The sequence below is a fragment of the Flavobacterium cyclinae genome (genome assembly GCF_021172145.1).
Lineage (GTDB): Bacteria > Bacteroidota > Bacteroidia > Flavobacteriales > Flavobacteriaceae > Flavobacterium > Flavobacterium cyclinae.
Genome location: NZ_CP089095.1, coordinates 1,003,249 through 1,017,190 on the forward strand (window position 1 = coordinate 1,003,249; position 13,942 = coordinate 1,017,190).

A 13,942-nucleotide genomic window follows, 5' to 3' on the forward strand; every position below is an offset into this window, starting at 1 on the left:
CAAAGAAAACAGAGTCTCGTAGCTCAGCTGGTTAGAGTACTACACTGATAATGTAGGGGTCGGCAGTTCGAGTCTGCCCGGGACTACTTTTTTAAGTTTGTTTAAAGGAAATTTTAGAGGTTGAGTAGCCGTTTGAAGTACTGTTAACTGATAACTGTTAACTGAACACTAAAAAAACGGGGGATTAGCTCAGCTGGCTAGAGCGCCTGCCTTGCACGCAGGAGGTCATCGGTTCGACTCCGATATTCTCCACGATTCCGAAAGGAAAAAAGTTCATTGACATATTGAGATACAATACATTTAAAAAGTAGAAAGTACAGTAGATGCGTGATTTATCACGTATTTATAAAGAAAGTCCTATTTTTATGCAAATAGAAATAGGCGGCACATAAGCAAAATAAGGGCGTATGGGGGATGCCTAGGCTCTCAGAGGCGAAGAAGGACGTGATAAGCTGCGAAAAGCTACGGGGATTGGCACACACGAATTGATCCGTAGATATCCGAATGGGGCAACCCACTATGTTGAAGACATAGTACACCGATAGGTGAGCAAACCCGCTGAACTGAAACATCTAAGTAGGCGGAGGAGAAGAAAACAAAAGTGATTCCGTAAGTAGTGGCGAGCGAACGCGGATTAGCCCAAACCAGTGTTGTTATGGCAATGCTGGGGTTGTAGGACCACGAGATTTCTTGCGGATTGAATCGGAATAACCTGGAAAGGTTAACCAGAGAGGGTGATAGTCCCGTATGAGTAAGAGAAGATAAGAATAGTGGTATCCTGAGTAGCGCGGGGCACGTGAAACCCTGTGTGAATTTGGCGGGACCATCCGCTAAGGCTAAATACTCCTGAGAGACCGATAGTGAACCAGTACCGTGAGGGAAAGGTGAAAAGAACCGTGAATAACGGAGTGAAATAGATCCTGAAACCATACGCTTACAAGCGGTCGGAGCCCTTTCGTGGGGTGACGGCGTGCCTTTTGCATAATGAGCCTACGAGTTACCGTTGCTGGCAAGGATAAGTACTTCAGGTATGGATCCGTAGCGAAAGCGAGTCTGAATAGGGCGCTTTAGTCAGTAATGGTAGACGCGAAACCGTGTGATCTACCCATGGGCAGGATGAAGCTGTGGTAACACATAGTGGAGGTCCGAACCGGTTGACGTTGAAAAGTCTTCGGATGACCTGTGGGTAGGGGTGAAAGGCCAATCAAACTCGGAAATAGCTCGTACTCCCCGAAATGCATTTAGGTGCAGCGCTGGGTATAAGTTATATAGAGGTAGAGCTACTGATTGGATGCGGGGGCTTCACCGCCTACCAATTCCTGACAAACTCCGAATGCTATATAATGTTTACCAGCAGTGAGGGCATGGGTGCTAAGGTCCATGTCCGAGAGGGAAAGAACCCAGACCATCAGCTAAGGTCCCCAAATGTATGCTAAGTTGAAAAAACGAGGTTTGTCTGCCCAGACAGCTAGGATGTTGGCTTGGAAGCAGCCATTCATTTAAAGAGTGCGTAACAGCTCACTAGTCGAGCGGACGAGCATGGATAATAATCGGGCATAAGCATACTACCGAAGCTATGGATTTGTAGTAATACAAGTGGTAGGGGAGCATTCTAAACTGGGTCGAAGGTGTGATGTGAGTCATGCTGGACTGTTTAGAAAAGAAAATGTAGGCATAAGTAACGATAATGCGGGCGAGAAACCCGCACACCGAAAAACTAAGGTTTCCGCAGCTATGCTAATCAGCTGCGGGTTAGTCGGGTCCTAAGGCGCACCCGAAAGGGGAAGTCGATGGCCAACGGGTTAATATTCCCGTACTACTTATAATTGTGATGGAGAGACGCAGTGGTGAAAGTACCGCGAACTGACGGAATAGTTCGTTAAAGCACTTAGCTATAGGCCCGGTAGGCAAATCCGCTGGGACTGGTGAAATGCGATAGTACTCAGAGTCTTCGGACAACGAGATAGTGTACCTAAAGGCTGCCAAGAAAATCTTCTAAACTTCAGATTATAAGTACCCGTACCGTAAACCGACACAGGTAGTTGAGGAGAGAATCCTAAGGTGCTCGAGAGATTCATGGCTAAGGAATTAGGCAAAATAGACCTGTAACTTCGGGAGAAAGGTCGCCAGCAGCAATGCTGGCCGCAGTGAAGAGGTCCAGGCGACTGTTTATCAAAAACACAGGGCTCTGCAAAATCGTAAGATGAAGTATAGGGCCTGACACCTGCCCGGTGCTTGAAGGTTAAGTGGAGATGTTATCTTCGGAGAAGCATTGAAATGAAGCCCAAGTAAACGGCGGCCGTAACTATAACGGTCCTAAGGTAGCGAAATTCCTTGTCGGGTAAGTTCCGACCTGCACGAATGGTGTAACGATCTGGACACTGTCTCAGCCATGAGCTCGGTGAAATTGTAGTAGCGGTGAAGATGCCGCTTACCCGCAGTGGGACGAAAAGACCCTGTGCACCTTTACTATAGCTTAGTATTGACCTTGGACACGTGATGTGTAGGATAGGTGGGAGACTGTGAAGTGGCGTCGCTAGGCGTTGTGGAGTCATTGTTGAAATACCACCCTTTGCTTGTCTGAGGCCTAACCCCGAAACCGGGGGACATTGCTTGGTGGGTAGTTTGACTGGGGTGGTCGCCTCCAAAAGAGTAACGGAGGCTTCTAAAGGTTCCCTCAGCACGCTTGGTAACCGTGCGTAGAGTGCAATGGCATAAGGGAGCTTGACTGAGAGACATACAGGTCGATCAGGTACGAAAGTAGAGCATAGTGATCCGGTGGTTCCGCATGGAAGGGCCATCGCTCAAAGGATAAAAGGTACGCCGGGGATAACAGGCTGATCTCCCCCAAGAGCTCATATCGACGGGGGGGTTTGGCACCTCGATGTCGGCTCGTCACATCCTGGGGCTGGAGAAGGTCCCAAGGGTTGGGCTGTTCGCCCATTAAAGTGGCACGCGAGCTGGGTTCAGAACGTCGTGAGACAGTTCGGTCTCTATCTACTGTGGGCGTTAGAAATTTGAGTGGATCTGATTCTAGTACGAGAGGACCGAATTGGACTGACCGCTGGTGTATCTGTTGTTCCGCCAGGAGCACTGCAGAGTAGCTACGTCGGGAAGGGATAAGCGCTGAAAGCATATAAGCGCGAAACCCACCACAAGATGAGATTTCTTTTAAGGGTCGTGGAAGATGACCACGTTGATAGGCTATAGATGTAAAGGCAGTAATGTCATAGTCGAGTAGTACTAATAACCCGTAAGCTTATGTACAAGCCTCCCCGCTAAGGCGGGGAGCGAAACTTTCTTTAAATTATTTTTATCTCAGTATGTTAAGATATTTGCCCGCCTATGGCGTGGCAGTTAGGAGTTAAAAGTTATGAGTTTGGAGTTTTCTCCCTACTGTAAACTAGAAACTACTAACTAAAAACTTAAGGTGGTTATTGCGTCGGGGCTCACCTCTTCCCATTCCGAACAGAGAAGTTAAGCCCGACAGCGCAGATGGTACTGCAGTCATGTGGGAGAGTATGTCGCCGCCTTTCTTTTGAAAACCCTTCATCATTCGATGAGGGGTTTTTTGTTGTATGTAATTTAAAAAAAAAATAATTAAAGATATCGAACAGAGAAGTTAATCCCGAAACTTCGAGACGACAGTGCAGATGGTACTGCAGTCATGTAGGAGAGTATGTCGCCGCCTTTAGCTTCGCTCAGTCGGACATAGTCCTCGAGTCTTTTGAAAACCCTTCATCATTCGATGAGGGGTTTTTTGTTACCAATAGATCGTCCCGATGGGACTCTAAATATATAAAACCATCTAATTAAGGTGGTTTTGTGGTTTATATACTTGAATCGCTAACGTTATAGTTTGCTAACAAATGTACTTGGCTAGTTAGGCTAAAGCCTTCTAGCTTTTTTAAAATCTTTATGAGGTTTTTGTTACCAGTATATAGTCCCTACAGGACTGGAGAAATAATTCAAAAGTGGTTTTCTACTTCATGAATCAATAAGGAGAGCAACACGCTTGTGAATCTGCGAGCACGATCAAGTTTTTTGAATATTTTAAAGAGTGATTTTTACCAATTTATGGTGACTAATGGACTGAGAAAAGTATAATTGTTCTAATGAAAACCAATTCTGCGTTAGGAATTATTTCGTCAGTTCGCAAGCTCGGGTGGAGTAATTGTTTGTGCTCTTACTTAAAATTCTTTAAAATTTTAAGTAAAGCGAGTACGGATAGCTCGACTCGATTAAGCGGAGTAACGCCATAAAAAAATCCGACTCTTATGAAGCCGGATTTTGAGAGTTTATTAGATTTTCTATTGATTTAGTACAATAACAATTTTATTAAAGTCGGCAGCTGCGTTGATGACTGCTTTGTATGAATCGAAGTGTTCTAAAGGATAATTAATTATATTATAGTATTCTGTATTTTCAATCATAATTTCATCGCCTTGGGTCTTGTAATCACTTACAAAGGCTGCTTCTGTTTTACCATTGATGTCAGTTTTGTAATTCATTGTAAACTTTTCTAAGTTTTTAACCGTAGCTCCTTTTGGTAATTTGATTTTAATTTTACGTAAGTAAGAATGTGGATAATCAATTTCTACGGGCATCATACGTTTATTTTCTTGATATAACTCCATTTGAGAACCTATCGTTTTTCCAACAGAGAAAAGATAGTTATCGCCTGCTTTTTGAACTAAATCTTTACCTTCAAAAGTAACTTTTAAAACAAAAGGTTTTTTTCCAATAAAGTCGGTTCCATCATTTTCAGTTGTTAAAGAAGTGTATTCTTCTTGTAGTGTATAATTTTCTGCAATGCTTTTTAAAATTTCTTTGTATTGTTCAGCTGGCGCAAAGTCTTTTATAGGTTGGAAATTTAATGCGGCATAACCTCCAAATGACATTTCGTTTGTAATAATAGGATTTTCAATGTCTTTTGTAAAATCGATTGTAATGTTCATTACATCATGTGTAATTTCTACTCCAGGAATTGGAATAAAGTTAACTTCTCCAATACCCATTTTTACTCCTGCAAATTCTTTTCCTTTGATGAAAAGTCCGTTGTTATTTGCTAATATATTTGGTATTAAAGGTATTCTATATTCAATTTCTGTTGGTGTCATGAATTTATTGATAGAAGGGAAGAAGAACAAAAGTTCGTCTAAGTTTTCATAACTTTCAAATTCAGGATCAAAAGGAATATCATATCTATTTGAAGCAAATACAATTTGATTTTCTATTTTGAAATGTTTAAAAATTGCCAGATATAGTGATAAAATTTCGGTTTGATTAGCTTGTTTCGTTTTGATAACTTCTGCAAGGTTTTCTTTTTTATCAAAGTAGCGGTTGTATGGAATTGTTTTTTTTACTTTGTTTTCAATGTTCCAAATTTGCTCTTGTAAATTATTTGATTTAGGAATTGATTTACAAAAATCTTCAACTGATTTTTGACTTTTTTTGTCTAACTCAGCATTAAATCTTTCAAATACATTTGCAGCAAACTCTTTATAATTATATAAATTCTTTGAACCATTGTATAGATTTTCGTCTAATTTATAACGGAAGTGTTTGATGTTTGCTTTCCAATTCGAATATTTTTCATCGTCTTCTAATTTTGGAACATTGGTTTCTTTTACGCTAATAGAGATTTTATTTTCATAGCGTTTGTCATCAATATTAGCTTCAGCTAAATTGTTGTAACCTTTAGTTTTAAATACTAAGTGATTTGGATGTATTAGTTCGAAGTCGATATTTAATATTGGTAAGTCATCCTGCATTCTAAATGTTTTACCATTTAACTCTGGCGCTTCTTCTAAAAGGAATATTTTTTCAATCAATGCTCCTTTTTCTAATCCGTTAATTGCAAAATAATTGTATTTTATTCCACGTTCTTCATCTACTTCCTCTTTTATATCTTTTTTATCCAATGATATTATTTTGCCACTTTTTAATATTACTCGAGCTTCGTTTTTAACTACATTTTCATTAGAACTAAATGGCAAGTAAATTTTATTGTTTTTTTCAATAGCATCATCAGAATTGATAAAAATTTTATCGTGTAATAAATAGTATTGTTTAGGACCGTTCTTGTCGTTTACAACTTCAATTTTAATGGTTCTACTAACAATGATTTCATTTTCGTTTTTATAAGCTTCTGGGGCAGTAAAAGGTTCTGGTTTTTGCTCCCACTTATAATTTTTAAATGTATATTCTTGTGCGATTAAAGAATTAACCTGACACAACAATAAAACAAGAATACATTTTGAAAGGATTTTTCTCATTTGATGGTTTTATTTTTCGATTAAAATTAAAGTTTCGCTATAATTGCTTTTCATTTTTTTGATACTATCATCCCACAATTGGAAATCATTTGGTTCAATAACTAGTTTTTTTACTTCAAATGTATATTTAACCGTTATTTTATTATCTCCTTTTGTGTAAGTTGTTCCTACTTTTAATAGTTCGTTTTCTAAAGTAAAGTCTTTAGGAATGTATTTTAAACTATAATTAGAAGGGATTTCATATTCGTATTCGGAATTAAAAAATGAAATAATTTCAAAATCATAGCCTGTTATTCTGTCTTTTTGAATTGGGTTTTTTTCAAAAATTTTGTGTAAAAACGGATTAAGATACACTTCTTTATCTACTTTGATTAAATAATTATCCAATTCAAAATCATAATTAACGAAATAAGGCAAATCACGATTCCCAATATTTTCTTCTGTATAGGAATTTAAATTGAACTTATTATTTCCTTTTAATACTAGACTTTTAATCATTTCAAAGCGTGATTTTCCAGAAGCATCACCAATTTGCATTAGAGTCATACTTCTGTTGAAGCCATTAAATTCCATTCGACCGTTACCAATCAATTTGTCATTTTGAATTTTGATTTTTACGATATCATCTACTTTGTTGTTTATTGCAGATACAACAGGAACTTTTACAATATTATAAGTTGTACCATTATTTACTAATGCTTCTTTGCCTTGAATGAAGGAGCTAGGTAAACCAAAACGCGTTTCTCTATCTGTTGCATCTAAAAAGATATATTCATCTCCTTTTTTATAGGAAGCAATCATATGATTATCCACTGCTGGTGTAGCTAATTCTGTGTAAGAATAAGGTATTTCTCTAGTGCCTATCCAACTAAGATTTACATTCTTAACATTTGCATAAGCTGCCATTGATACAATAATGTTAGCCATGTCTTTACAATCTCCAAATTTTCTTTCGAAAACCAATGAAGCTTCTCTAGGGATAAATCCTTCGTATCCATTTTCAAAAGCTACATATTTAATATTGTCTTTAACCCAATAAAAAATGCTTTTGATTTTTTCTTCTTCAGTCGTTTTATCTTTAGTGATTTCTTCTGTTATTTTTTTTAAATCAATACATTCTTTTTTATTGATATTTGTAACGAAACCTTGGTAATATTTATGTAATAAATCTATATCATCTAATACTTCAGTTTTTGTATTGTTGATGGTATAGTCTTTTATATAAATATCAATGTGAGGGGCAGAATGTAATATTCCAGGGCTATTGGATTCAAATTTATAAGCCTTAACATCTTTTAATGTCCAGGTGTAAACAAATTTCCCTTTTACTTCTTTCTTTTCGAATTCGATAGTGTTATTAGGGTCGTTAAAAATCTTGTATCCAATATTTATATTTTTATCTGTTTTTACTTCAAAAGTGGCATTTTTGATAGGGAATCCACCAATGAACATGTATTTATGAAGTAAAAAAGGATCTACAAATTCGCGTTTATAGTGATACACTTTTTTTGAACCGGTTTCTAAATTTGGAAAAATTAGTTGTCGTTCTTTAATGTCATCAAAGAAAACCGAGCTACTGCTTGAGTTTTTTTCAGCAGTTTGAGATACTTTTATTTTTTTCTCTTTTCCTTTGATATTTACCACTGAGTAAGCATCATAATCAATAAGTTTTACTAATTCAGAATAAGTAAAAGATTCTTTATTGTTATGAATTCCATTTTCAGATAAAATCATGGATTCAAATGAAGTGTTTTGTATGATTTTTATTTTTTTATTTTCAATAAATATATCATACCCTTGATAATCAAGTAAAACTACTTCATTAAAATCTGGGAATTGTTTTTTGTAATCTTCAAGACCATTTTGTGCAGTACTTGAAAAACCAAATCCAATTAGTAATAATAAAATACGACTATTATTTAACAATTTCGACCAATTCATCTGAATCAAATTTTTTAGTTAGTGATAACACTCCATTTGTATAAATTAGGAAGTCGCCATGAAGTTCGTCATTTTTATAATTAGCAGTAATCCATGGTTTACCGTCTTCTTTAAAATACGTATGCACTCCTTCAAAATCACCGTTTAGTAAATGTTCTTTTTTATAAATTTTACCGTTTGCGTAATATTCTATACGTTCTCCTTCAAAGACACCTGCATTATAATTAGCTTCATATTCTACTTTTCCATCTTGGTTATAGATAGTGTGTTTACCATGAGGAACACCTTTTACTATATTTATTGTAATTGCAGTTTTTCCATTTGGATAATTAGAAACGATATCAGCACTTTCATTAGGTGTATTGATTTTTTCAGAGAAACCTCCAGTTTTACTTAAAATAGCATAGCCTACAACTGCATTACTTTCATAAAATATTTTTAAGATAGGTTCTCCTTTTTGATTATAAAAAATGTAGTCGCCATCTGTTAATCCATCCATTTCTGAATATTCAAACATTTTGGCTTTATTATGATAATAGCGTATTGTTTTACCATTTTCATTTCCAAAAGAATATTCACTTGTTATTCTTAAGTTACCAACTAAATCATATTGTGTGTCGGTTCCATTAATTAAACCGCAATAGTAGTTTCTGTCAAACATTAAACTTCCAACAGGGCTATAATATTTATAGTTGTTGTGGATTCGTCCATTAACATACTGAAATTCTGAGATTTTATTTCCAAGTTTATCTTTAGCTATAAATTTCCCGTTATAATAACCATTTTTTAATTCAAATTCTTGTGTTGTAGTGCCATTACTTAAACTTAAATTTACTTTTCCGGTATTATTTTTATAATTGATTTCAAATTCTTTTTTTCCAGATTTGTCATAACTTTCTGTATGTACAACTTCACCTTCAATAAATTTAGAAATTTGAGAAACTTCACCAGATTGTTTATATGTTGTTTTTGTGAAATCAATATCATTATCAACAATAAAACCTTCGGTTTTTAAAGCTCCATCTGCATAAAATGTTTTAAAAGGTCCGTTTTGGCTACCGTTTGAATAATATGAAATTTCATTTAAAATGCCATTGTCATAGATTTCGTAAGTTCCATTTAAATTGTCATCTGTGTAGTGAGAAATAGTGGATAATTTTCCTCTAATATTATAGGTATAACTTATTCCTGATTGTTTTCCATCAACAAAATTTTCTTTGATTTTTAAGTTTCCATTAGTAAAATAGTAATTCCATTCTCCTGTTTTTTTCCCTTTTTCAAAAAAGCCAGAGATTTGTTTTTTATTATCCATACTAGATATGGTAAATGCTTTTTTAGTAAGATTTACTTCAACAGGTTTAGGATTGTTATATGAATATTGTAAACCATATTTTAATTCGCCACCTTTATATTTTTCTTCAAAATATTTTTCCCCTTTTGGATTGTAGTAGCTGTAACTATCTAATTCTTCTTTGTCATTAAATACAAGTTCAGATGAAATTTTACCATTAAAGAAATAGTTTGTTGTTTTGATTATTTTTCCATTAGCATAAATGCTTTCAAATTCAATTGTATTGTTAGAATAATATTTTTTATAACTATCTACTACTTTGCCATTTACATAATTAGCTTCTGCCTTGATAGTTTTACCATCAAAATATTCTGTATATTTTCCGTCTAGTTCTCCATCTTTATAATTTGCTGCGACTGTAATATCTCCTAATTCATTATACAGCATGTAAGGACCATTAAGTTTGTCATTAGCATAAGTTACTACACTACTTTTTGTTCCGTTTGAATAATAGCAAGTTAAAGCACCATCTCTTTCTCCATTAGTAAAATTAAGTTCGCAATTTTTTCCACCATTAACATGATATGTGCTGCTTAAACCATGTAAAACATCATCTTTATAAATTTCTATAGTACTTAGATTTCCATTAGAATAATATTCTTTTTTCTCTCCATTTAACTTGCCGTTAGCGTACATTTTTTCGATTTCGATATTGCCTTTATCATCGTAATAGGTTTGTAAACCATCTAACTCATCATTTTTAATGTTTAGATCTCCTTCAATATTTCCATTATCTCCTAAAAGTTTGAATTTACCTTCTTTTTTACCATTAATTACAGGGCCATATATGAAAGGTTTTCCATCATTTAAATAAATAACAACATCTTGATTTTTTCCATAATGTTCTATATTTCTTTTTGCAAATTGGTTCCAAAAATCAACTAAATAATATTTTTCATAAAAATTGGTTATCTCTTTTTTATGTTTTGTGATTTCTTTTCCAAGTTGCTCTTCTAGTCCTAAAAGCATATAATAACTAAATCCTTCAAATTGATTTTTCGATACAACATCTTTTATCCAAGGCAAGTATGTGGTTTCAAAAAATCCATTACCCATTTTATGGTCTACACTATATTCCATTACCGCTTGCATTTGACGCATCACAACATCATCAATATCAGTTTTAAGTTTATATGCTTTTCTTAATGGAAGTTGGTTTCTAAGAATTAATTCTAATTCATCAAAATTATCACCTGTTTTAGAAAAGACAAGTTTTCCTTTTGTTAAAAAATTTTCTCCAAATTTTGTATTTAATTTAGATAATGCTTCATGAGCAAATTTTCCGTTAGGAGCAATAGCTAAATAACTAAGCATTGCTAAACTTCCTTCTACAATGTTGCCATTTTCAAAGGCTAGCAATCCTAAGAAATAATGTCCGGATGCAAGATTTGGATTTAAGGTGATTACTTTTTTTAATAAATCGACACTTTTTTGATTGTCTTCTTTTCTAATGTAAAGTATAGCTTGGTTATATAAAAAATTTGAAGAATTGCTCAAATACTGAGCGCCTTCATTGAATATTTTTTCTGATTTTTCAAATTCTTTTTCATCACTAAAATAAGTTCCATAAAGTGTATAAAAAGCGGGGTATTCCTTCATTTTACCACTAGTATAAAGAGATTCTAAAAATTTTGCCAATTCTTCTTTTTTACCATCAGTAAATAAAGTTAAGGCAATTTCATATTGTGCAGCTAGATATTTAGGATCTGTAGTTGCAATTTTTTTATACTCGTTTATAGCATTATCAAATTTTTCGTTTTGATAATATTCTAAAGCAGCATTAAAAATGGAATCTGTTGAATAATATTGCGAATAATCTTTGGTTGTTTTTTGAGCATTTCCATTAAAAGCTCCAATAATAAGTAGTGATAAGAATAGTTTTTTCATTGAGAAATAAATTTTCTCAAATATAAATTTTATTTCTTTTTTTTGTCTATATTTTCTTAAAAAATATCTGATTTTAACATTTAAATAATCTTAAAATTCTAAAATAGAATTATAGTGTTTATGATGATTTTTAAATTCATTAACACCTTCTTTAAAAGTTAAATACTTGGCGCCATTTTTATGATTGTTTTTACTAATTAAATACATGTAGTGAAAATGACGCATTAATTCTTTCCATCCAAACCATAAACTGTGTTTAGGGTCGTACATATGAGTAGGTTCGCTAATAGCTCCGTTGATTTCAACAATTTGAAAGTTTTTTCCTTTCGCTAAATCTTCAAAAGATTGAAACATAATGTCCATACGTCCAAAGTGAAATCCTTTAATTTGAGCACAAATATGATTAAAACTTTCGATCATTTCTTGCGTAATTTCATTACTAGCATCAACAAATTTTGTGCCTCGACAATGATTGCCATAAGGAACTAAATTTATCGTTTCTCCATCTTTTAAAATCGTATTTAATTTTTCTTTATATTCTTTTTCTAAAGTATTTAATTGAAATAAGTATCTTTTATCGTTATGAAGTAGTTCACGGATGGTATTTTTTCCATTTCCTTTAATTATCATAAATTCTTTAGACACAATTCCTGTAATTGTTCCTGGTTGGTTAGGTAGTTTTACATAAAAAAGTCCGATTTCATTTTTAAAAGGTATTAAATCCTGAAGTAAAACATCAAATTTTGCTTTATTGAGATACTCTTTTAATTCTTCTGGATGATGAATTTTTTTTACTGCAGTTCCTCTTAAACCAATGTCAGGTTTGGCTATAAGTGGAAAATCAATTGCGCTTGTTTTGATTTTTTCCAAAATACACTCTATAGTTTCTGAAGGATGAATTAAAAGTGTTTTTGGGTAATATTGAGGCGGAATTAAATCATAAATTTCTTTTTTAGACTCCATGAAAAATCCTCCATTTTTAATAGTAGGATTTGATGCATTGAAATAGAAAAAAGATTGTGTTCTTATTGCATAATACAAATATTGAAAATACACCGGAAAATAAACGACTTGATAAGGCCAATATTCCCAATGAGTAAGCTTATGAAAAAATAGACTTAGTTTTTTCATTTTAATAAATCCAAATATTGCATTTTGATAACGTTGTTTTCAACCACACATTGAGTAATACTAATCGTTTTTAAAGTGTTATTGCGATTAATTTGAAGACCAAATTCTTTATTTTCAGATTCGGTAAATTGATGAAAGTCTAAAATTTCAGTTGCTGTAGGATTAGGTTTGTTTTTTGAAAAATCAGTAAACCACATTTTTCTTTGTTCCCGTATATCATTTGAATATAGGGTAGAAGACGACCAAATATGATTTTCATTTTCATTAAATTGCTCACTACTTTTTATGACTTCATTCCATTGTAATTGAAATAAAGATTTGTTTTCATAAACAACAATTGTAAAAGGTTCAATATTAGTTAAATCAATTGATTCCCAAAAGCTTAAAGTATGTTTTGAGGACATTAATTCTAATACAATTAAACCTCTACTTTTACGATATTTTTCTTTTTTTATGTGCTTTTCTTTAGCTCCATTGAGCAAAATAATAATTTTATTCTCATTGTGAGCTATCCAAGTACCACCAGCTTTTGAGTCTTTAGGAAATATAATTTTACTTCCATTTACTATATATTCTTGGGGTGGAATTGCTTTTTCGCGATTGATTTTTTCATCGCGATTAGATGTTATAATACAGCCGTTATGTGTTGGAATAAAGGTTACAGTGCACATTGCAATCGGTATTCTAGAGTAGAAGGAGCTACTCCAAAAGAATCTGGAACTTTAATGTGAGGCAAACGGTGTAAAGCTACTTTAATTAGGGCTTGATGATGGATACTGTGTTCTAAATTATATAATAATTCTCTAAAATAATTGGTTTGAATTATTTTTGTAGAACTTGAACAGTGGTGTTCTAAATATAAAGTTTTATTAGGTTTATCTAATTGAAATTGAAACCTTTCTAATACTTTAATAGCCTCTTTTTTATTTGTTTGAATATTTATATCTCGTGCTCTTTTATCATAACTAATTATGCCATTGTCATAATTTTTTACAACAGCACCTAATAGCTCAATAATATGGCGCATATGTTCACCTATTGATGCATTTCCTATAATTTCATTATGAAAAAGATATTCATCATGAGAAAGTTGTCGAAGTAACTCGATGTTTTCTTTAATGTTGTTTTGTACAGAAATTATAAGCATAGCTTCAAAATTTTAAAGTTATTTTGATATTCCGAAAAGAGGTTGCTAATATTAATGCTAATTTAAATAAAAAATAGTTTACGATGGCTAATGTTTAACTTTTATATTAACAATTAGCAGACATTTTGTTTACAATTTGTATTCAATTTAATTAAACTAACTGAAAAATATAGTTTTTGTTGACTATTTTAAAATTGATTCTTTTGA

6 protein-coding genes, 2 tRNA genes and 2 rRNA genes are annotated in these 13,942 nt (G+C 33.3%); 4 read left to right on the forward strand and 6 right to left on the reverse strand.

All coding sequences use genetic code 11. The features are described from left to right. Nucleotides 1–12: 12 nt before the first annotated feature. The 4 genes from LOS86_RS04775 (at nt 13) to rrf (ending at nt 3,536) form a co-directional block, all read left to right on the forward strand. Nucleotides 13–86, forward strand: a tRNA-Ile gene (locus LOS86_RS04775). 92 nt (nt 87–178) lie between these two features. Beyond that, nucleotides 179–252: transfer RNA gene (locus tag LOS86_RS04780), tRNA-Ala, on the forward strand. Nucleotides 253–386: 134 nt separating this feature from the next. Further along, nucleotides 387–3,267, forward strand: a 23S ribosomal RNA gene (locus LOS86_RS04785). A 159-nt stretch (nt 3,268–3,426) separates the two neighbouring features. After that, nucleotides 3,427–3,536: ribosomal RNA gene (gene rrf / locus LOS86_RS04790) — 5S ribosomal RNA — on the forward strand. Between the two features lie 774 nt (nt 3,537–4,310). On the opposite strand, the gene LOS86_RS04795 is transcribed toward rrf, so the two are convergent. The 6 genes from LOS86_RS04795 to LOS86_RS04820 all read right to left on the reverse strand — a co-directional run bounded on the left by LOS86_RS04795 (nt 4,311) and on the right by LOS86_RS04820 (nt 13,735). Continuing rightward, a complete protein-coding gene (locus tag LOS86_RS04795) occupies nt 4,311–6,278 on the reverse strand; it encodes a DUF3857 domain-containing protein (protein ID WP_231843487.1) in 1,968 nt (655 codons plus the stop codon). Nucleotides 6,279–6,287: 9 nt separating this feature from the next. Next, nucleotides 6,288–8,219 (reverse strand): DUF3858 domain-containing protein, encoded by a 1,932-nt coding sequence (locus LOS86_RS04800; protein WP_231843488.1) that lies wholly within the window; start codon nt 8,217–8,219, stop codon nt 6,288–6,290. Then, a complete protein-coding gene (locus tag LOS86_RS04805) occupies nt 8,194–11,457 on the reverse strand; it encodes a toxin-antitoxin system YwqK family antitoxin (protein WP_231843489.1) in 3,264 nt (1,087 codons plus the stop codon). The genes LOS86_RS04800 and LOS86_RS04805 overlap by 26 nt, the downstream gene beginning before the upstream one ends. 90 nt (nt 11,458–11,547) lie before the next feature. Further along, a complete protein-coding gene (locus LOS86_RS04810) occupies nt 11,548–12,588 on the reverse strand; it encodes a D-alanine--D-alanine ligase (protein ID WP_231843490.1) in 1,041 nt (346 codons plus the stop codon). Beyond that, entirely contained in the window at nt 12,585–13,259 is a 675-nt protein-coding gene (locus LOS86_RS04815; protein WP_231843491.1) for an NRDE family protein, read from the reverse strand. Before LOS86_RS04815 ends, LOS86_RS04810 begins: the two co-directional genes overlap by 4 nt. Then, nucleotides 13,247–13,735, reverse strand: a complete 489-nt coding sequence (locus LOS86_RS04820; protein ID WP_231843492.1) for a DinB family protein — start codon at nt 13,733–13,735, stop codon at nt 13,247–13,249. The genes LOS86_RS04815 and LOS86_RS04820 overlap by 13 nt, the downstream gene beginning before the upstream one ends. Nucleotides 13,736–13,942: the final 207 nt, after the last annotated feature.

Excerpts from the sequence above, each read along its gene's own strand:
- LOS86_RS04815 (WP_231843491.1), bottom strand. The coding sequence starts at position 13,259 with ATGTGCACTGTAACCTTTATTCCAACACATAACGGCTGTATTATAACA.
- LOS86_RS04820 (WP_231843492.1), bottom strand. The coding sequence starts at position 13,735 with ATGCTTATAATTTCTGTACAAAACAACATTAAAGAAAACATCGAGTTA.
- LOS86_RS04805 (WP_231843489.1), bottom strand. The coding sequence starts at position 11,457 with ATGAAAAAACTATTCTTATCACTACTTATTATTGGAGCTTTTAATGGA.
- LOS86_RS04800 (WP_231843488.1), bottom strand. The coding sequence starts at position 8,219 with ATGAATTGGTCGAAATTGTTAAATAATAGTCGTATTTTATTATTACTA.
- LOS86_RS04810 (WP_231843490.1), bottom strand. The coding sequence starts at position 12,588 with ATGAAAAAACTAAGTCTATTTTTTCATAAGCTTACTCATTGGGAATAT.
- LOS86_RS04795 (WP_231843487.1), bottom strand. The coding sequence starts at position 6,278 with ATGAGAAAAATCCTTTCAAAATGTATTCTTGTTTTATTGTTGTGTCAG.